Source organism: Aquiflexum lacus (assembly GCF_015476655.1).
GTDB lineage: Bacteria > Bacteroidota > Bacteroidia > Cytophagales > Cyclobacteriaceae > Aquiflexum > Aquiflexum lacus.
Genome location: NZ_JABFHF010000014.1, coordinates 28,433 through 48,389, shown reverse-complemented (window position 1 = coordinate 48,389; position 19,957 = coordinate 28,433). Strand labels below are relative to the sequence as shown.

At 39.1% G+C, this 19,957-nt stretch carries 15 protein-coding genes; 8 read left to right on the top strand and 7 right to left on the bottom strand.

Translation table 11 applies throughout. The features are described 5' to 3' along the window. Nucleotides 1–54 precede the first annotated feature (54 nt). Nucleotides 55–534, bottom strand: a complete 480-nt coding sequence (locus tag HMJ38_RS13730) for an Mpo1 family 2-hydroxy fatty acid dioxygenase (RefSeq protein ID WP_194974983.1) — start codon at nt 532–534, stop codon at nt 55–57. A gap of 122 nt (nt 535–656) precedes the next feature. Between HMJ38_RS13730 and HMJ38_RS13725 the strand changes: the two genes are divergently transcribed. The 3 genes from HMJ38_RS13725 to HMJ38_RS13715 are packed head-to-tail and all read left to right on the top strand — an operon-like array spanning nt 657 to nt 3,911. Continuing rightward, a complete protein-coding gene (locus HMJ38_RS13725) occupies nt 657–1,778 on the top strand; it encodes an NAD(P)/FAD-dependent oxidoreductase (RefSeq protein WP_194974982.1) in 1,122 nt (373 codons plus the stop codon). Between the two features lie 52 nt (nt 1,779–1,830). After that, nucleotides 1,831–3,312 carry a Na+/H+ antiporter NhaC gene (nhaC, locus tag HMJ38_RS13720; protein ID WP_194974981.1) on the top strand — a complete coding sequence of 494 codons (1,482 nt, stop codon included), beginning with the start codon at nt 1,831–1,833 and terminating at the stop codon, nt 3,310–3,312. After that, a complete protein-coding gene (locus tag HMJ38_RS13715) occupies nt 3,309–3,911 on the top strand; it encodes a 3'-5' exonuclease (protein ID WP_194974980.1) in 603 nt (200 codons plus the stop codon). The genes nhaC and HMJ38_RS13715 overlap by 4 nt, the downstream gene beginning before the upstream one ends. On the opposite strand, the gene HMJ38_RS13710 is transcribed toward HMJ38_RS13715, so the two are convergent. Further along, nucleotides 3,901–4,506 (bottom strand): IMPACT family protein, encoded by a 606-nt coding sequence (locus HMJ38_RS13710; RefSeq protein WP_194974979.1) that lies wholly within the window; start codon nt 4,504–4,506, stop codon nt 3,901–3,903. The genes HMJ38_RS13715 and HMJ38_RS13710 overlap by 11 nt on opposite strands. A gap of 185 nt (nt 4,507–4,691) precedes the next feature. Here HMJ38_RS13710 and HMJ38_RS13705 point away from each other — a divergent pair, with 185 nt between their 5' ends. Further along, nucleotides 4,692–5,657 carry a glycosyltransferase gene (locus HMJ38_RS13705; RefSeq protein ID WP_194974978.1) on the top strand — a complete coding sequence of 322 codons (966 nt, stop codon included), beginning with the start codon at nt 4,692–4,694 and terminating at the stop codon, nt 5,655–5,657. Here HMJ38_RS13705 and HMJ38_RS13700 read toward each other — a convergent pair. The 5 genes from HMJ38_RS13700 to HMJ38_RS13680 are packed head-to-tail and all read right to left on the bottom strand — an operon-like array spanning nt 5,644 to nt 12,727. After that, a complete protein-coding gene (locus tag HMJ38_RS13700; RefSeq protein WP_194974977.1) occupies nt 5,644–6,915 on the bottom strand; it encodes a M16 family metallopeptidase in 1,272 nt (423 codons plus the stop codon). The two genes, HMJ38_RS13705 and HMJ38_RS13700, sit on opposite strands and share 14 nt — an antisense overlap. After that, complete coding sequence (porV, locus tag HMJ38_RS13695) at nt 6,912–8,126, bottom strand: type IX secretion system outer membrane channel protein PorV (protein WP_194974976.1); 1,215 nt, start codon at nt 8,124–8,126, stop codon at nt 6,912–6,914. The genes HMJ38_RS13700 and porV overlap by 4 nt, the downstream gene beginning before the upstream one ends. Beyond that, nucleotides 8,123–11,392 carry a type IX secretion system sortase PorU gene (gene porU / locus HMJ38_RS13690; protein ID WP_194974975.1) on the bottom strand — a complete coding sequence of 1,090 codons (3,270 nt, stop codon included), beginning with the start codon at nt 11,390–11,392 and terminating at the stop codon, nt 8,123–8,125. Before porU ends, porV begins: the two co-directional genes overlap by 4 nt. Further along, nucleotides 11,373–12,074 carry a CDP-diacylglycerol--serine O-phosphatidyltransferase gene (pssA, locus tag HMJ38_RS13685; protein WP_194974974.1) on the bottom strand — a complete coding sequence of 234 codons (702 nt, stop codon included), beginning with the start codon at nt 12,072–12,074 and terminating at the stop codon, nt 11,373–11,375. Before pssA ends, porU begins: the two co-directional genes overlap by 20 nt. Continuing rightward, entirely contained in the window at nt 12,074–12,727 is a 654-nt protein-coding gene (locus HMJ38_RS13680) for an MBL fold metallo-hydrolase (RefSeq protein ID WP_194974973.1), read from the bottom strand. The genes pssA and HMJ38_RS13680 overlap by 1 nt, the downstream gene beginning before the upstream one ends. Nucleotides 12,728–12,783: 56 nt before the next feature. Between HMJ38_RS13680 and HMJ38_RS13675 the strand changes: the two genes are divergently transcribed. From HMJ38_RS13675 to kaiC, 4 genes are all read left to right on the top strand, one after another. Further along, nucleotides 12,784–13,833 carry an NAD(P)/FAD-dependent oxidoreductase gene (locus HMJ38_RS13675; RefSeq protein WP_194974972.1) on the top strand — a complete coding sequence of 350 codons (1,050 nt, stop codon included), beginning with the start codon at nt 12,784–12,786 and terminating at the stop codon, nt 13,831–13,833. A 44-nt stretch (nt 13,834–13,877) separates the two neighbouring features. After that, nucleotides 13,878–17,291, top strand: coding sequence for a biopolymer transporter Tol (locus HMJ38_RS13670; RefSeq protein WP_194974971.1), 3,414 nt, complete (start codon nt 13,878–13,880; stop codon nt 17,289–17,291). A gap of 24 nt (nt 17,292–17,315) precedes the next feature. Then, nucleotides 17,316–18,194 (top strand): YicC/YloC family endoribonuclease, encoded by an 879-nt coding sequence (locus HMJ38_RS13665; RefSeq protein WP_194974970.1) that lies wholly within the window; start codon nt 17,316–17,318, stop codon nt 18,192–18,194. A gap of 327 nt (nt 18,195–18,521) precedes the next feature. Then, nucleotides 18,522–19,952 carry a circadian clock protein KaiC gene (kaiC, locus tag HMJ38_RS13660; protein ID WP_194974969.1) on the top strand — a complete coding sequence of 477 codons (1,431 nt, stop codon included), beginning with the start codon at nt 18,522–18,524 and terminating at the stop codon, nt 19,950–19,952. The last annotated feature ends 5 nt before the right edge of the window (nt 19,953–19,957 follow it).

The following is a 19,957-nucleotide window of genomic DNA, read 5'->3' as shown; positions in this document are numbered from 1 at the left end:
TTGTAATTTGTCAAAAATACAATATCAGATTTAATAACTCTCCTTTAATTGAAATCAATAAGCCAACCCAAGTCTTTTATATATAAAATGCATCAACCAAGCGGGACCAATCAACAAGAATTGAATATCCTTAAAAAAGGAAGGTTTCTTACCTTCGATTTTGTGTCCATAAAACTGGAAGATCCAAGCCAAACTAAAAATGATCAAGCTGATAGCCCACAAAGGTACAGGAGACATTAAATCAATCATATTGGCCAATGCAAGACAAAGAGCAGAGAAGAAGAACATTCCCAATGCCAATGGTGGGGATAAGGATAAATAATAAAAAAGAATGATGATCAAAATTATAGTAGCCCAATTGGCAAAACCTTGCAAAAAGGGAAGCAGAGTTGACAATTGATCTGCAGGAATGCTATAAACCAATCCTACTATACTGAAGAATATGGCCGGAACACAAATCCAATGTATTGTTTTGTTTGTTTCATTTTGGTGGCTTTGGCCATATTCCAACAATAATTCATCAATTTTTCTCATGGCAATATTGGGTTGGTTAAAGATGAGATATTCATAAGTCCGGAATAAAGAGGTGGGCTTATTTTGGAATATCTGCATTAAATTAATAAATAGCCTCAAATATCTCTAATCAAAAAAAAATAATGTTGAGTTTTTGGGAAAAGAAGCATTTTTTAAATTTTGACCTGATTGTAATCGGTGGGGGGATTGTTGGGCTTTCTACTGCAATACGCTACAAAAAGCTGTTTCCCAATAAAAAAATATTGGTTTTGGAGCGGGGATTATTTCCGAGTGGTGCAAGTACCAAGAATGCAGGTTTTGCTTGTTTTGGGAGCTTGACAGAAATTTTGGATGATCTCAATCATCATTCAGAACAAGAAGTCACTAATCTTGTAGAAAAAAGGTTTTCAGGACTTTGTGCCATCAGGGAAGAGTTTGGAGATGAAGCTTTGGGATATCAAGCAACAGGTGGATTTGAGTTGATCACTGAAAATGAAATTGCCGATTTAAATCAACTGGATAAAATCAATGATCTTTTATATCCGCTTTTCGGGAATCCGGTTTTTGATGAAATAAAGGATATTTCAAAATTCGGGTTTTCAAAAAAGGTTCTAAAAGTAATCAGGAACAAATATGAAGGCGAGTTGGATACGGGAAGATTCATCCAATCTCTTTGGGATAGATGTCAGCAATTGAATATTAAGATTTTGACAGGTGCTGAAGTCAGGCATTTGGATATTGAAAACGGTGCAGTCATGGTCGGGGAAAGAGAAAGTGGAATTACTTTCAAATCAGAGAAAATTGCTGTTTGCACCAATGCCTTTACCAAAAGTCTAATATCAGAATTGGATATTGTGCCAGGAAGGGGATTGGTCATGGTTACCAAAAAACTTCCTAAAACAATTCTTTGGACAGGTTCTTTCCATTATGACAAAGGATATGTTTATTTCCGAAATGTTGACAATCGGGTTTTGTTGGGAGGAGGGAGAAATATAGATTTCAATGGTGAACAGAGCACTGATTTGGTTATTAATCATAAAATCCGGAATTATCTGAAAGAAATATACAGTAATATCATCATGCCCGGAAGTCCTCCTGAATTTGAAATGGAATGGGCAGGAATCATGGCCTTTGGCGATTCAAAAACCCCAATTGTAAAGATGGTAAATCATCGTGTAGGAATGGCTGTCAGGTTAGGAGGAATGGGGGTTGCAGTGGGATGGCAAACCGGGGGGGAATTGGTAGGTTTATTATCAAAAGTGTAATATTCCAAAAAATTACTAAATTCAATTTTTAAAATTTTCAAAAAAACCTTTGATGACAAAGAAACATAAGGAACCCTCTATACCCGAAGCATTATTTCCGATAGCTTTTCTCATTGTTTTACTCGTCATCAATATTTGGATATTTGGAACAGAGGGCCTTTCAGGTTCCAATCAAATGGTATTGGTGATATCGTCTGCAGTAGCTGCTTTGGTAGCAGTATTCAGGCTCAATATCAAGTGGGAAACCTTGCAAGATGGCATTGTCAAAAGCATATCCTCGGCTATGTCAAGTATTTTGATTTTACTTCTGATTGGATCTCTTGCAGGTACTTGGATGCTCAGCGGCATAGTTCCCGCGATGATTTATTATGGTTTACAGATTTTGAATCCTACAATATTTCTAATTGCAGCTTGTATTGTAAGTGCTATTGTGTCTATTGCCACGGGTAGTAGCTGGACTACAGTTGCGACAGTCGGTGTTGCACTTCTGGGAATCGGTAGGGCATTGGGATTTGAAGAAGGAATAATCGCAGGAGCGATTATTTCCGGAGCTTATTTTGGAGATAAGATGTCTCCATTATCAGATACTACCAATCTTGCCCCTGCAATGGCCGGAACAGATTTGTTTACCCATATCCGTCACATGACCAAAACCACATTTCCTACCATCACTATTACTTTGATTATTTTTGGGATTATCGGTTTTACATCCAATGCTGAGGGTTCAGTCGGACAGGTCCAAGAAATTTCAGCAGTTATTTTGGAAAATTTTAATATCAATGGCTGGCTGTTTATCGTTCCATTGGTAGTGATCGGGATGATTATCAAGAAAATCCCTGCTGTACCGGCCTTACTTACCGGAGCTCTTCTTGGGGGTGTTTTTGCCATCATTTTCCAGCCTCAAGTAATCACACTCATAGCCAATGAAGCAGATTCTAGCATGTTATACCAGTCATTTAAGGCTGTCATGATGGCACTTTATGGTGAAATAAGTGTTACCACTTCAAATGATGTGGTAAATGAATTGCTGATCACAAGAGGAATGGCAGGTATGTTGAATACGATTTGGTTGATCGTATGTGCCATGGCATTTGGGGGAATTATGGAAGAGAGCGGAATGCTAAGGGTGTTGGCCGAAGCAGTAATCAGGAAAGTCCATTCTGTGGGTTCCCTGATTGCATCAACAGCAGCTACTTGCGTTTTCTTCAACGTCACTACCTCTGACCAGTATTTGGCCATTTTGGTTCCGGGAAGAATGTACGCGGATATTTATAGAAAAAGGGGGCTGAAGCCTGAAAACCTCAGTAGAACTTTGGAAGACAGTGCTACGGTGACTTCGGTATTGATTCCTTGGAATACCTGTGGTGCAACTCAGGCTTCTGTTTTGGGTGTGGCCACTTTGACTTATGCGCCATATTGCTTTTTCAATATCATCAGTCCATTTATGACCATCTTATTCGGTTATTTGAAATTGGGTATCAATTTTTACAGTAAAGAGGAAATGTTGGAAATTAAAAAAGAGTTTGCGGTATGATTCCAAAAAAGATCTCAAAAACTGAAATCATGGATTTGCCATTGGGGCAGTTTGAGGGAGAAATAATATTAGTGGATAAGCCCATTCAGATAGTGGATGTGATCAAAGAGCTTTCCGGAGAAAATCTTATAGGTTTTGATACGGAAACAAGGCCTTCATTTACCAAAGGCAGGCAACATCAGGTTGCCCTTTTGCAGTTGGCGACAAAGGATGTGGCCTTTTTGATCAGGGTCAATCAGATCGGAATGCCCGGAGCTATCAAAGAATTGCTCGAAACCAAACAGATCGTCAAGATCGGTGCCGCTGTCAGAGATGACCTTAAAGCGCTCAGCAAGCTTAGGGAAACATTTGCGCCACAAAGCTTCTATGATCTCAATGAAGAACTAAAAAGAGTGGGTTTCGAAAACGTTGGGGTAAGAAATCTTGCAGCAATGGTTCTTAATATGAGAATTTCAAAATCTGAACAGGTTTCCAATTGGGAAGCACAGGTACTCACAGAGAAACAGATGCTCTATGCTGCAACAGATGCTTGGGCCTGTTTGGAGATTTACAATAAATTACATTTTCAAGGATACCTGGAGGGAACCTTTAATCAATAGTTATTTCCGCTCCTTCCAGATTCTCTAACTTCGAAATGATTTCATTTAACAACCCTTTTCTGACCAATAAGGTGATTTTACAATCATTGTCAAACTGTTGATTGATGATTTCCAGGTTGTAATCCTTGATGATTTTCATCACATCATTCATTGACAAATAGTCAAATTGAAGATTAACCCTGTTTTTCACAATTGCCTCCATGATAACGTTATTGGAGATGGCTTCTGCTGTGGCAGTTCTGTAAGCTGAAATCAACCCACCTACGCCCAACTTCACCCCACCAAAATACCTTACGACGACAATTAGAACATTGGTGAGTTGGTTGGACCTGATCTGACCGAGAATAGGATCTCCTGCGGAATGATTGGGTTCGCCATCATCATTTGCCCTGAATATTTCTTTGTCTTTCCCGATCACATAGGCATAACAATGATGCCGCGCATTGTAATATTTTTTTCTTAAAAATTCGAGCTTTTCCTTTACCTCATCTTCATGAGAAACCGGAAATGCGAAGGATAGAAATTTGCTCCCCTTTTCTTTATAAAGTCCCTCTGAATCGTTTAAAAGGGTAAGATAAGTGTCTTCAGTTTCCAAGATTTATTATTTGATAAGGAACTTCATTGGATTGGGTCAGATTTATGTAAACTAACACAGGAGTATTTTCCCCAATAAACAAATAAAAAAAGTATAACATAACTATTCAAGTAAAGCTGTAAATTAGATTTTGTTTACTTGCTAAACTTTAAATACCGAGAAGACATAAAAATTCATTTTTATTTATGGAAGGGAAACCTCTTGTCACCATTATACTTACCTCATTTAATCAGAAGCAGTACATTAAGGATGCTTTGGAAAGTGTGAGGACACAGGATTATCCCAATATTGAATTGATAATAGTGGACAACGGGAGTGCTGATACTACCCCTTTAATTATTCAAGATTGGATAGCAAAGCATAAATTGGATTTCCCGATTCGTACCATTTTCAGAGAAGAATCACTTTCTTATTGTAAGTCATTTAATGATGCTTTTTCTATGGCAAAGGGCAAATACCTGATTGACCTTTCCGGAGATGATATATTGACATCCGACCACATCAGGTTGGCAGTGATCAAGCTGCAGGATTTTTTGGGCTCGGCTTGTTGCTTTTCAGATGTGCTTTTGATAGATGAAAAGGGAAATGAAAAGACCTTCTACAAGCGGAGTCTTAAAGGAAAACTCAAGCAAAAAATCAGGGTAGGGGACCTTTACAGGGATTTGGTGAGGAAATATGTGGTTCCCTCAGTTTCTTTGGTCTTTGATGCAGATCTTTTTCGGAAAGAAGGAGGATATGACGAAGAACTGGCATATGAGGATTTTGATATCATGGTAAGGTTGGCGAGAAAATACACCTTTGTTTTTTCCAACCATATAGGTGTGAAGAAAAGAATCCATTCAAAATCTTTTGCTGCTTCTCAATATAGATCTAGAAATTCTGTCATGCTGCCGTCTACCCTGAAGGTTTGTCAAAAAATTAAATCCATGAACCGATCTCCTAAAGAAAATAAGGCTTTACTGCAACGGGTAATGTTTGAAACAAAGCATGCCCTATGGTCCGCCAACTTCAATGTTGCTGAGGGATTTCTGGCTTTGGCAGAAGAACTGAATGCAAGTGGAAAAACTTTTTTATGGTACAAAAAATGGTGTAAAAGTCGGTGGGATTTTTCATCACTTTATTCTGTGCTGAAAAAAATCAACCCACAATAATTTCAACCATATTCCCCTGTTTGAAATATTTTTTGCCTACAGCCATGATATCTTCCTGATTGAAGCTTAGGATATGTTCAAGCTGGGATTGAAAAAAGGAAAAGTCAAGCCCTGCCTGATGGATTGATTTGAAACGTCCAATAAGGTCAAAGCTGGAACTGAATTGGGTCAGTAATTTTCCAACCATATAATTCCTTACAGTTTCCATTTCATCAACGGGTACAGGCACTTCTTGTAAGGTTTGGATTTCGTGGTATACTTCTTCAATAACCTTGTCAGAATATTCTTTGATCACATCCGCCATGACAATCCAATAGTCGGCAGTCTTCAAACCGCCAAGGCTACTGCTGATACCATAGGTATAACCTTTGTCTTCTCTGATATTTTTGATTAACCTGCATCCAAAATATCCCCCTAAAATCGTGTTGAATATCAATAGATGATGGTAATCGGGGTGAGTCTTGGAAATCATGTGGCATCCTATCCGGATACTGCTTTGGACGGATTTTTCTTTTTCTTCCCTGATTTTATGGGAAGGAATATTGAAAGGATCGCTATTGGATTGGGGAGATAATCTGACTGGCAAATTTTCGAAAGCATTAAAAATAGCATTTAGTTCCTCTTCTCCAATATTTCCTGTCAGAAATATCTCTGGATTGGTCCACAGCTTTTGGTGATAGTATTCTTCCAAATCCTCTCTTCCAAACAAGTCAACATCCGTTTCCTCAGCAATCTGTCCGAAAGAATGATTTTCACCAAATAATGCTTTTCTAAACAAAGAGGATGCCCTATGTCCATTTTGTTCTTTATGGATGCTGATGCTGAGGGCTTTTTGTTTTTTTCTTTTGACCAGTTCTTTTTCTGGAAAGACTGCCTCGGTCAACAGTTCCCTGAAGACAGGTAGTACTGTATTGAAATGTTTTTTGGTAGTGAGGAGCGAAAGTCCCTGATGTTCAAATCCCAATAGTGGTTCCACCTCAGTGGCATAGGTATCAAAAAAATCATCAAGTTCTGCTGCATTTTTGGTCTTACTACCTTCCATGACCATTTGTAAGGTGAAGGAAGGGACTAGTTTTTTGTCAAAGTTTTCATCTGCCAAACCTGCATCTGTACTGATTTCAAGTTTGATGGCGTCTATTTCAGGGGTTGGTATAAAATAAATCGGGACTCCGTTTGAAAGAGTCCTGATTAATGGTGTTGGAAAACTTATTTCTTTAGGGATCTGAAATCCCGGTGCGGTTGACCTGTCTAAAATCATTTACTGGGAATATTGTAGGAAAGCGAAAGTCTTAAAGTTTCAGCCAATGGATGATTTTGTTGTTGAGGTACGAGGTAGGAAAAATCAAACCCAAGTTCTTTGTAGATGATTCCAACTCCCATGGTGAAATATCTTCTTCCACCTTTATTGGGGTTTTCGTAAAAATACCCTGCCCTTAAGGCAAATGTCTCACTGTACAGGTATTCCATCCCAAATGAAATCATTACCTCTTGCATTTCCTCTCTGAAACCATCAGGAGCATCAGTGAATGATCCGAATATACCTGAAAGTAACGGTCTGTCAGGATTTCTTCCTCTTTCAATTTCAAAGCCACCTTCTCCATCAGGAATCAGGGCTCCATTTTCGTCTGTTGCAAATATTGGTGGAGAAGGAACAAGCAACTTGTTGAAGTCCAGTGTAAATGTCAGTGAATTGTAATCATTCAAATTCATCAGGTAAGCGGTACCCAATCTCAAGTTGGTAGGAATAAAATCCAAGTCATCAGCACTATTGTAGGTGAGTTTAGGACCAATATTCGTAATGGTGGCTCCCCAAGACCAAATTCCGATTTTATCACCGGTAAGCACTTCGGTATTGTAATAAACACCAACGTCTGTACCGACTGAAATACCCGGTCTGCTTTCAGCACCTCCGACGGAAGATACATTGCCTGAAAGGTTGGAGTGAATAAATCTCGCTGAGATACCGAGACCTAATTTGTCTGAAAGTTTTCTTGAGTATGTCCCACCAATGGCGATTTCCCTAGGAGTAAACTCTCCAAGTTCCTGCCCCAAAAGGCCTGTCTGGATAATATCTCCCATATTGAAATACCTGAGGTCGAAACCCCAAGCAGATACATCATCGATTTTTTTATATGCAGTCAGGTAACTGAGGGACATATCATTCACCAATCTTCCCAACCAAGGAGAATAAGAAAGTGAGAATCCCATATCATCTTCTATAAAGGATAGCTTTCCGGCATTCCAATGTGCTGAAAACGCATCAGGACTGGTGGCAACCCCAGCATCACCCATGGCAGAATGCCTGCTATCAGGAGCAAAATTGAGGAATGGAACCGCAGTGGTAATCACCCTTCTATCAGGATCCTGTCCTGAAATAATTGGGCCTGTTTGTCCTTTTAAATGATCGGACAAAAGAAAAAACCATGAAAAAATGGTCAGGGCAATTAAGGTTCTTATCTGTATTTTCATTGAATAATAATTTTTCCGCTCTTAGTATCTGAGGAACCATCTTTTTCAGAAGTGAGCAATAACCTGTAAATATAAGTTCCTTTTACGGGATATTTGGTCTTTGAATGGAAAAAATTCCATTCAAAATCCTCCAGTAAAAAATCTGCTTCTAGATAACGCTTTGCCGTTTTAAATATTATCCCACCCTGCACAGAATAAACTTCAAATTCCAAAAATAGATTTTCAGATTGCCTGTTGTGGGTAATTATAAATTTACTCTTTTCAGAGGTTGGATTGGGATATGTGCTATGGCTCAAAATCCTCAATTCCAAACTTCCCTTGACATCAATGATTTCTGTTTTTATAGACCTGTTGCCAAGATTGTCCCAAGCTTCCAAAGAAATTGTATTTGGTCCTTCATTTAAACCAATCAATAGGGTTTGAATATCTCCTTTTTGAAAGCCATTTTCTTTGGCAGTGAAATCACCATTCAGGATGATGGGATTTCTATCATTGATTCTTAGCAATATATCCTGTCCGATGTTTTGGGAAGATATATTGATTCCTGAGATGTCTTCCAAAAGGATTTTTAACGGAATATTGGCCGAAGGGAATTTGGTGTTTGGTTCAGGTGTCAAATCTTGGCCATATAACATTTGGATTACAGGACCTTCTTTATCGGGACTTTGATAGTTGGAAGTGCCTGTAATAGGAATCCTTACCGCACCCATGGCTTCATCTATCCCATTGTCCAATTGGGCAAAAATCCTTACCGTGCCTACTCCTGTACTGTAATCGATGTTTCTGGGAATAAAAACATTGGAAACAAACTCCCCATTATTAATAACTCCCTGTCCTTTGAATAAAAGGTTTTGTTCTTCCTGAAAATCAGCCGGTTCGCTTTCATCTCCCAAGGATTTCAGAGTTCTGGATTTGTCTGTGATTTGAATTTCATAAATGCCGTTTGAGCCTGAAAGCACAGCACCTGTCAGTGGGTCTGTGACCTGTCCTGTAATTTGAACCTGTTGTTTGGCCTTTAAGGTGTCGGTGGACATTTCCATCCTGACATCAAAAATTGAAGTAGTTGTGGTTTCAAGTTCCGGTATGGCCAATTTCAGTGAAGGATCACCCAATAGTGAAAAATTTCTGTTAAAAGGTCCGTTTTGACTGTTGTTTTTGGTGATTCTGAATATTTCACCCAAGTCAAGGGATTCACCGTTTTGTTTTTGAAATACGGTTTCAATAAATGCCTTGTTCAAAGTAAAGTTCACACTGCTGAAAACCGGTCTTCCGGTGGTCAATAAACCAATGGCCCCCTTGCGTTGAGCAAAAAGCAACTCTTCAGCGGCTGACCTTATCAAGGGGCTGTCATGCCTGCCAAATTCACAGGTCGCTGTAACGTAGAGCGGTAGATATGGGTTTTCAGGCCAATCATTCAGGTCAGAAACCGTAAATATCCGCTCGGCGGTCAAGGTTGTTTCATTACCATGTCCGATATAATTGAGCAATAAAACACCATCCTTGATGGATTCTTTCAGTCTTTCCTTGGCTTCTGGTGAACTCTGAACCGCACCATTCCTAACCTGCTCAAACCGGTCGAGGTATAGTTTTTTTATGAGAAATTCAGGGTGATTTTCCGAAAGGAATCCAGCATGTGCTTCAGCATCCCTCAAATGGATATTATTGTCGCCATCATCAGCAAAGAAAGCAATGTTTCTTTTCCAATCTCCTGAGATAGCAGTGCCTGTTTCGTATAAAATGATCTTATTCACCATTTCCCTTGCTTCTGCCAAGTTGATGGCAGGGATTCTACCTACTCCGATTTTCAAATCCTCATCACCTGAATTGGATTCTGTCCATTCTCCCTGCCCCCATTCCAAAAAACCAAAATAATCATCTGAACTGTAAGTCGTCAGTGGGTTGAGGCTGTTTCTAGAACTGTAAGTGGGGACCAAGTTTGGTCTTCCCCCTAGTTTGTCTTTGTAATCAAAAGTTCCTTTACCAAAAAACATCACATTCTTAAGTTTTCGGTCGTTATGGAAATGGAAAGCCAAAAAATTCCTAATTGCGGTGATGTCCTTACTGCCGTAGCCAAACTGATCGTAGATATCTTCCAAAATAACCACTTTACTGGATATCCCGATCGATTCTTTGTGGGAAGAAAGCCTTGAAGCCTGTGATGCAAGGATGCTATTGGTGACAATCAACAGTTCAGTTTTAGGGTCAATATTCCTGAGAGACATCCCAATACTCTTGAGTTCTTTGATCTCTGGAATATCATTGAGTTCAAAAACAGCTATTTTTTCACCTGAAGCCAAAGAAGCAGTGCCCTGAATTTCATAAATATCAAATGGATCACTGACATTCCATAGCATACCATCAACTGAAACAACTACATCTTGTTCTTGCAATTGGTAATAGATGCCACTGCCTAAAAAAGAGGATTGAAAAGGAATAATCAGTATGGAATAGTCAAGGTATCCCGTAGCATTGATGTCATTGCTTTGAAACTGGACATTCAGTCCCAAGTTGCTGTTGGTGGAAAATGAGGTACTAAATGTTTCCTCCCGACCTTTGATACCGTAGGTAGTATTGGGAACTGCTGCAATACTGATCTGATCAAGTAATTGCCCGTTTGCATTGATGGAGAAAGTAGCTGGACTTAGCGATTGGGCCATTAATTTCAATTTGATCTCAACTGGATTGAGAGCGTTTTCGGGGATTTGGGCAGTATATTGCAAATTACCTCCTGAAAAAATCGGGGCCGAAAACCAGTTTCTTCCAGAATTGAGCAGGTTGGTCTGTTCCCATTTTTCGGTGATGACCTGATATACCCTCTCATCGGAATTCGGTTCTTCTGAATTTCCTGATTGGACAGTATGGATTGGGTTTCCGATTTCCTTTTTTCCGATTAGGTAATAAAGTGTGTCAGTATATAAATGATGGCGGTATGTAAGTCCACCATCTACAAATTCCACTTGATGTGGTCCTTCTATGTAGAAAACGAGTTGGTTGTCTAAGATCATGGAGGGAATTTCCTGTAAATTGGTATTGATACTGTCCAGTTTTTGAGGGAGCATTCCAGGATATCCAAACACTGACACCTCGTCAATATCAGAAAAACCAAGGTTGTTCAGTTGAGTTGAGGGGATTTTGTAAACACCGGATTTTGTGACGGGGAATTTAAAAAAGGCTTCATTGTCCTGTGCAGATGCCTCAAGGACAACAAAACTCAATGCCAAATGAAAACAAAGGGTTATTAAATATTTAGGATAATTTTTCGGCATTTTTTGTAATCCAAGCTTCTGCTATCGAGAGCGCAATATATGAAATTATGGCAAATGGAATGCCTGCTATCCCCAAGAGAATGAGGAAGATGAGGGAAGATCCAATGACGAAGTACCGAAAAATATTATTGGTGAAAGAATAATCTTTGAACTTAAGAGCAATCAATGGCAGTTCCGCGACCAGCAAATAAGACATCAAAAATGCCAATCCAATCAATAGATAAGGATTGCCCAAAAATTCTTCGAATAAGAGGATTCTATCTGACAGGAAAGGTAGCGTGCTGATCAACAAGGCATTTGCAGGAGTCGGTACACCGATAAATCGATCTGATTGCCTTTCATCGATATTGAATTTGGCAAGCCTTACCGCAGAGAAAACAGCAACGATCAAAACCAAAAATGGTAAATACCAAATATCCGTATTTGATTCCACCATTTTGAAAAGTACAAATGATGGTAAAACCCCGAAAGTCACTAGATCGGCCAATGAATCCAACTGTTTCCCAAGCTCACCACTGACTTTCAGTATCCTGGCAACAAATCCATCCAGGAAGTCAAACAGGGCTGCCAAAAGAATGAAATAGGCGCCGTAATTTATTTCTCCCATCAATACATAGATTATCCCTATCATCCCGCAAAGAAGATTTGCGCTTGTCAGAGCGTTTGGGATATGTCTTTTCATCAGTAACTGGAATTTTTTCCTACAAAAGGATTATGTTGTTTTTCAATGCCGATGGTCGTTTCCGGCCCATGTCCGGGATAAACTACCGTATCATCGGGTAGGGAAAATAATTCAGACTTGATCGCACGGAGCAGAGTCTGATGGTCCCCTCCGGGAAGGTCAGTTCTTCCAATACTTCCTTGAAACAAGGTGTCTCCTGCAATGCATATTTTGGAGTCTTTGTGGTAGAATACCAGATGCCCGGGTGCATGTCCGGGTACAAAAAGAATATCCAATTCTGTATTACCGAATTTGAATTTTTCTTTCTCATCAATATATCTGTCCGGTTCGGTTTCCTGATATCCGGGGAATCCATAATTGGGTGCATATACTTTAACGGATTCCAAAACAGGGATTTCTTTTTGATGGATCAAAAGGGGGACCTTGAATTTGTTTTTGACAAATGAATTTCCCAAAACATGGTCAATGTGACAATGCGTATTGATCAAATGGGTTACTTTTAGACCTTCAAGGTTGATGAAGGCAACAAGTTCTTCGTTCTCTTCTTTTTCGTAACAGCCCGGATCAAAAATCACAGCCTCCTTTGTTTCATCAAATAAAATATAAGTGTTTTCCTGAAAGGGATTGAAGGTGAATACTTTAAGTTGAAGCATAAGGAAATCTTTTGATGTCAGACTCAAAATAACGAATAAAGAAATTATTTTTGGGCATGGATGTAGATTTTTTACTCATTGGTCAGGGATTGGCAGGTACAGTGCTGTCTTTTCGTTTGTTGGAATTTGGGGCCAAAGTATTGGTTATTGACCAACCTGAGTCCAATCTCAGCAGTAGGGTAGCAGCAGGATTGTACAATCCCATTACAGGAAAAAAAATGGTGAAAACTTGGAATGCTGATTTGCTTTTCCCCGAAATCGAGCCATTGTATCAAAAAATGGAATCTTTTCTGTCCAGTAAGTTCCTTTTCCCTAAAAATATATACAGGCCGTTTTTGACTATAGAAGAACAAAATGAATGGATGGGAAAAAGTGGTGAATCCGGGTTTCAAAATTACTTTGATCAAATCCATACCAAGTCTTTGTATCCTGAAGTAAAGAATTCCTATGGAGGAATAATGCTTAAAAACTCAGGATATTTAAACATCAACATGTTATTGGATGAATATTCAAAATATTTAAAAAAGGAAGGACTATTAGTCGAGGGGAAGTTTGAAGAGGATCTTTTACAAATTAAGGAAGAAGGGGTTTTCTATCAAGGAATTACAGCCAAAGCCATCGTTTATTGCAATGGCTTGGGTGCTATGCAAAGTCGCTTTTTTAGGTATTTACCTTTTGCACCTGTTAAAGGCGAAATTTTGGATGTGAAGCAAGCTTTTTATCCAGATGAAATTGTTAATCGTGGTGTGTTCAGGATTTCATTGCCAAATGGATTGCACCGTGTCGGATCCACCTACACCAAAGATGATTTGGATTTGGGACCAACCGAAAAGTCAAAAAAAGAAATTTTGGATAAACTGGAAAAGCTACTTTCTATACCGTTGGAAGAAGTAATATACCATCGGTATGGAATCCGTCCTGCGACGAGAGACAGAAAGCCATTTATCGGAAAACATACCGAGTTTAAGAGCGTTTACATATTTAATGGCTTCGGCGCCAAAGGAGTTTCTCTTATTCCATATTACAGTAAAAAAATGGTTGAAATGCTAATTTATGATAGGGAACTTGAAAAAGATGTTAACATTCAACGATGGAAAAATGCATAGTTCAAATTTTTAAGTATATTTAAAACCCAAGTGAAGTCAGGTAAATGAAAAATAGGATCATAATCTTAGGCTTGTCAATCTTCTTTTTACAGATGCCATTTTTGACATGGGCGCAGTTTGACAGGGAAAGATTCGGTAAGAACAGAGTACAGCATAAAAATATCGAGTGGTATTTTTATAGTTCCAATAATTTTGAAGTGTATTATAACGATGGTGGGGGCAATAATGCCCGTATGGCCATTGATTATTTGGAATCTGAATTTGACAGATTGACCCAATTGATAGGCTATGTTGCCTATACCAAACCAAAGATTTTCATTTACAATTCCCAAGAGGAAATACTTCAAAGTAATCTCAATCTTAACAAGGACGAATTCACCATAGATGGTCAGACTTTTTTCAGTAGGCTGATAGGGGAAGTGGCATTTACAGGAACTTGGGAATCTTTTAAGCGAGAATTGATCTATACTACCTCAAAGGTTATCATTGAGGAGATGCTTTACGGTTCGACGATTGCTGATGCATTTCAATCAAACCTCATCAATAGTTTTCCTGAATGGTATATTGAAGGTGCAGCCATGTATCTTGCCCACGGCTGGAGTATGGAAATGGATGATTTTGTGAGACACCATTTCAATGAAAACAAAACCATCAAACTTCATAAACTCAAAAACCGGGAAGCGGGTCTTGTCGGTCAGTCGGTTTGGAATTTTATAGTTGAAAAATATGGGAGAAGGTATATCTCCAGTATATTGAATCTGAGCAGAATCAACAGAAATGAAGAAAATAGTATCGCCAATACCATAGGTCTCAACTACAAAACCTTTCAGGATCAGTGGAGGCAGTTTTACCTCAATACAAATCAACAGGTATTTACATCTTTCAAAGAAATAAACGAATCCAATGAGATAGCTTCCACTTCGACTTCTCATCTTGGAATCATTAATGATATCAAATTTAGCCCCGATGCCAAGCATCTCGCTTATGTGATCAATAATGGTGGGAGATTTAAAGTGCAGGTTAGAGAATTGGCCAACGGCAGAGAAAGAACCATTTATTCCGGTGGTGCAGTTTCTTCTGATCAACCTGTGAACCTGTCCTCACCTATCATCGCTTGGCGTGATACTTTGAATCTTGCCATTGCCACTTTCAAGAGGGGAACTACCACGTTGAGAAGCAGAGCCATTGATGGGTCGGCACAGGATAAGATTTTTCTTAGAAACATTACTCAGATTCTCAGCCTTGATTTCAATTCCACAGGCAGAAATATGGTGCTTTCAGCCATATCCAATGGCAAATCAGATATTTATTCCCTCAATGTAAGAGGAGTAGGTAAGAGGATTACCAACGATGTTTTTGATAATATCACTCCTGTTTTCCTGAATGACTCCACAATTATTTTTGCATCAAATCAAGTAGCAATAGCAGATTCTCTGCTGACAAGGACACCTGATGTGAAATTACTGCCGGATTATTTCAACCTATTTCAGGTGGACATGGAAGATTCAGCCAAAATCACCAAGTTGACCAATCTCAATAATCGAAATATCCGACCTAGGGTGTTGAATGGTAATAATGTTCTTTTCCTTAGTGATCAAAGTGGTATCATGAACATGATGCGATTGACCCTATCAAATGGAATCGCCAGTCAAATGTCTGCATTTAACAAGAGCTTAGAGGCTTTTGATTATTCATCAAGAGCCAATAGGGTTGCTTACTCCTATCGTGATGGTAACCAAAGCAAGTTGGTTTTGGAATCATATTCCAATGTTGACCAATTTACCCCAAGCACTCCCAGGATACAGCTTTCCCAAGCAAAAACCTTATCAGAAAGAATCTCCTCCAGGAGGATGGAGATGGAAGCTGAACAAAGACCTACTCAAACCGAAATCGTGAGAAGACCTGTACAGACCCAGGCAAAGAGGGATACTACATTAAACATTAGATTAGAGGATTTATTATTGAGCCCTCCTCCAAAAGTAACGGCTCCGGCTACACAACCTACAGTTCCAGATCCGGCTATCGAGACTGATAATGAAATGCAGACGGATACAATTCCTGCTCCAAAAAGTCTTACAGGAAGTATCAGTACGGATAGACTTCGCTTTGAAAGAAAGGGCGGAATAGATACCGACAATTATACCTTTGATACCATTCCAAGGATTGCGGCTCCTGAAAGCAGGCCTGTTCAGGCAAGTGGGAGAAGCAATATCCTTGAAAATTTTAGAAGACAAAGTCTACAAAAGAGGGTAACAGGTCCAAGAAGGATGATGCCACAATTTATCACCAATAGTTTGAGTACGGATTGGATAGTGGATCCATTGAGAGGTTTTGGCCTTGCGCTTTCGGGTAATATGACAGACATATTGGATAACCATAACTTTAAAGGAGGGCTAATGACCCCATTGGACTTTAGGTCCGGCAGTGACATATTTTTTGAATATGAATACCTCAAACAAAGAATTGACTTCAGGTTGAGATATGATAGAAGGGCATTCCAGATATCCCAAGGTGACTTTACATTCCAAAGGTATGTCTTGAACAAGACTGAATTTGGTTTTTCTTATCCCTTCAATGTTCACTCTAGGGTGACCATCTCACCATTGATAGCCAAGACCCAATATTTCAATCTCAACCCTGACTCCATCGTGAGGAGTCAAATGCCGGAACGAAACAGATTGGATGTGAATTATGCAGGTGGTAGGTTTGAATTTGTCTATGACAATACGCAGCAAGTAGGGCTCTACATGCAGAAAGGCCTAAAAGCCAAAACAGGAGTCGTTCATTATCAGGGACTGAACTTGGCAGAAAGATCATTTACAAACTTCTACCTGGACTTCAGAAACTATCAAAGTATCCATAAAAATATTATTCTTGCTTCCCGTTTGTATGTAGGCTCGTTCTTTGGTAACAATCCTCAAAATTATTTGGTAGGAGGAATGAACAATTGGCTTTTCAATCAATTCTACAACCCACCAAGCAACAGACCGGAAGAGTCTCCTGTGAGAAATCCTGAGGGTGTTGAAAACTCAAATATACTCTTTGCAGAATTTGTTGATATGAGAGGTTATCTTTTTGATGAAATCAGGGGGAGAAATGTTATGACATTCACTACGGAACTGCGAATACCTGTTTTCTCTTATTTATCAAGGGGGAATATAACTTCCAATTTTGTTAAAAATTTCCAATTGGTGGCCTTCTATGATGTAGGTTCTGCATGGAACTCAGCAGCGCCTTGGGAAAGGGTCAACGACCAGAATACAGAGGTCATCAGTACACCGGGATCTCCTTTTGTCATCACGCTTAATAATTTCAATAACCCATGGCTCCAAAGTTATGGAGGTGGTCTGAGGACGGTGTTGTTGAATTATTATTTTAAATTTGATGTGGCAAGACCAGTCCGGAATTACAGGGGTGATGATCTGAAATTTTACGTTACCTTGGGCTACAATTTCTAATTTTGTTATAATGAACCATTTAATATGATCAAATCAATGACAGGCTATGGCTTGGCCAGCTTGGAAGACAATAATTTCATTATCAGCGTCGAAGTCAAAACATTAAATTCTAAATTTTTGGATCTTTCGATCAGGTCGCCCAAACAGTTTTCGGATAAAGAATTGGAAATCAGAAACATGGTCAGTGGGGCCTTGGAGAGAGGTAAAGTCAACCTTACCATTGATTTTACCAACAAGACGGCTGAAGACCTTCCTGTCGGTATCAATGAGGAGCTTTTTCTGAATTATTACAATAAGTATCAGGCATTGATGGAAAAGTCCGGAGGCCAAAGCGAGGATCTGTTCAAGCTTGCTCTGCAGTCGCCAAATGTTATCACCAATGTGGTAGAAAAAGACTCAGAAGGGCAGGAATGGGAAAGAGTTAAATCCGCTATTTTCAAAGCGCTCAAAGAATGCGATTCTTTTAGAAGCGATGAAGGAAAAGTATTGGAAGGAAAATTTATGGAGAATCTTTCAGTCATCAGAAAAGGACTTACTGAAGTTAAAAAAGCAGATCCGGTCCGCAAAGAAAGAATCAAAGAAAGGATCAGAAATAATTTCAAGGATTGGTTAGAGGAAAACAGTTTTGACAAGAACCGATTTGAGCAGGAATTGATTTATTATTTTGAAAAAATTGATATTACAGAGGAATTGGTCAGGTTGGAAACCCACCTTGATTATTTTGAAAAGAACTTGAAAGAGGATAATAATCAGGGTAAAAAACTGGGCTTTATCAGTCAGGAAATCGGCCGTGAGATCAATACCATAGGTTCCAAGGCCAATGATGCACAGATACAAAAACATGTGGTCATCATGAAGGACGAGCTGGAAAAAATCAAAGAGCAGTCTTTGAATATTTTGTAAAATGTATTGAGTTTAGATTGGGTTTTTTTAATCCGTAAAGCTATCAGGATTAGGAATAAGAAAACAATATCATGGTCATCCGCTATTTTGCCAGTAACCTAATATTGAACTTCAAACAGGGTGGCTCCCGGCAGGGATGCACCTGACATTTCAGTTTCCTAGCGAGGATTATATTGAATTACCGTTTTAATAGCAACATCGCGTACCTTCATAATGTAATAGAAACAACGCTATTATTAAGCTAGCTGCAAAAGAAAACTTCGCTTTAATTAAATCGGGGCTTTTTTGACTAACTTGTGTATATTTTTATTTTAAAACCAATTATCGATGCCGAACAATGGAATGGGCACCTTACTTAAAACTCCTACAGGTATAAGCGGGCTGGATGAAATCACCAACGGAGGATTTCCCAAAGGCCGTCCAGTGCTTATTTGTGGTAGTGCCGGATGCGGCAAAACTTTATTTGCTGCGCAGTTTTTGGTAAAAGGAATTACGGCATATGATGAGCCTGGCGTTTTCATGAGTTTTGAAGAATCCCCAAGCGACCTTACACAAAATTTTGAGTCCTTGGGTTTTGATTTTGAAAAATTAAAAGCAGAAAAAAAACTGCGTATTGACCATGTCCGCATAGAACGTTCAGAGATAGAAGAAACCGGCGAATATGATTTAGAAGGAATATTTATTCGTCTAAATTATGCCATTGATTCCATTGGTGCAAAAAGGGTAGTGCTTGATACGATTGAATCGATATTTTCGGGAATGGAAAATATGACATTACTCCGTTCTGAAATCCGTAGATTATTTACATGGCTCAAAGAAAAAGGCGTAACAGCAATAATCACCGGCGAAAGAGGTGAAAGTTCATTAACGAGACAAGGTTTGGAAGAATATGTCTCCGATTGCGTCATACTCCTTGATTTTCGGGTGATAGAACAAATAGCAACACGGAGGTTGCGCATTGTAAAATATCGTGGCAGCACGCATGGGACAAATGAATACCCCTTTCTCATTGACGAAAGTGGTATTTCTGTTCTCCCGGTCACCTCATTGAAGTTGGATTACAAATCATCAACAGAAATTATTTCTACAGGATTACCTGCATTGGACAAATCATTTTCGACAGGGGGGGTTTATCGTGCAAGCAGCATACTTATAACCGGCAATGCGGGCACTTCAAAAACAATCCTGGCAGCACACTTTGCGATGAGCAGTTGCAAACGCAAAGAATCTACGCTCTTTTTTTCCTTTGAAGAATCACCTGACCAATTGGTAAGAAATATGGCAACCATCGGAATTGATTTTGAGCAAGCTATTCAAGAAAAAATGCTTCTCATTCAAGCTTCGAGGCCTTCCCTGCAAGGTTTGGAATTGCATCTGATGGTTTTGAATAAATTATTAGAGGAGTTAAAACCACGTACCGTAATCATTGACCCCATCAGCAGCTTAATCACAATTGGTAATACCAATGAAGTACGTGCCATGTTGGTAAGATTAATGGATACACTCAAAAAAAAGCAGGTCAACGCGTTGTTCACATCCCTCACCTATGATGGCCAATCGGAATATAACAATTCTACCGTAGATGCAGTTTCATCTCTTGCAGACACATGGATAGATTTAAAGAACGAGGAACGTAACTATGAAAGGGTACGCAGTTTGCTCATTGTGAAATCGAGGGGCATGGCTCACTCAAACAATCGACATGATTTTATTATTACAGGAAAAGGAATTCAATTCACTACTTCAAACAAAAAATAGGAAGC

Coding starts and splice junctions, on each gene's coding strand:
- HMJ38_RS13730 (WP_194974983.1), bottom strand. CDS start 534: ATGAGAAAAATTGATGAATTATTGTTGGAATATGGCCAAAGCCACCAA.
- pssA (WP_194974974.1), bottom strand. CDS start 12,074: ATGAAAAGACATATCCCAAACGCTCTGACAAGCGCAAATCTTCTTTGC.
- HMJ38_RS13715 (WP_194974980.1), top strand. CDS start 3,309: ATGATTCCAAAAAAGATCTCAAAAACTGAAATCATGGATTTGCCATTG.
- HMJ38_RS13725 (WP_194974982.1), top strand. CDS start 657: ATGTTGAGTTTTTGGGAAAAGAAGCATTTTTTAAATTTTGACCTGATT.
- HMJ38_RS13705 (WP_194974978.1), top strand. CDS start 4,692: ATGGAAGGGAAACCTCTTGTCACCATTATACTTACCTCATTTAATCAG.
- porU (WP_194974975.1), bottom strand. CDS start 11,392: ATGCCGAAAAATTATCCTAAATATTTAATAACCCTTTGTTTTCATTTG.
- HMJ38_RS13670 (WP_194974971.1), top strand. CDS start 13,878: ATGAAAAATAGGATCATAATCTTAGGCTTGTCAATCTTCTTTTTACAG.
- kaiC (WP_194974969.1), top strand. CDS start 18,522: ATGCCGAACAATGGAATGGGCACCTTACTTAAAACTCCTACAGGTATA.
- HMJ38_RS13675 (WP_194974972.1), top strand. CDS start 12,784: ATGGATGTAGATTTTTTACTCATTGGTCAGGGATTGGCAGGTACAGTG.
- HMJ38_RS13680 (WP_194974973.1), bottom strand. CDS start 12,727: ATGCTTCAACTTAAAGTATTCACCTTCAATCCCTTTCAGGAAAACACT.
- porV (WP_194974976.1), bottom strand. CDS start 8,126: ATGAAAATACAGATAAGAACCTTAATTGCCCTGACCATTTTTTCATGG.
- HMJ38_RS13700 (WP_194974977.1), bottom strand. CDS start 6,915: ATGATTTTAGACAGGTCAACCGCACCGGGATTTCAGATCCCTAAAGAA.
- HMJ38_RS13665 (WP_194974970.1), top strand. CDS start 17,316: ATGATCAAATCAATGACAGGCTATGGCTTGGCCAGCTTGGAAGACAAT.
- nhaC (WP_194974981.1), top strand. CDS start 1,831: ATGACAAAGAAACATAAGGAACCCTCTATACCCGAAGCATTATTTCCG.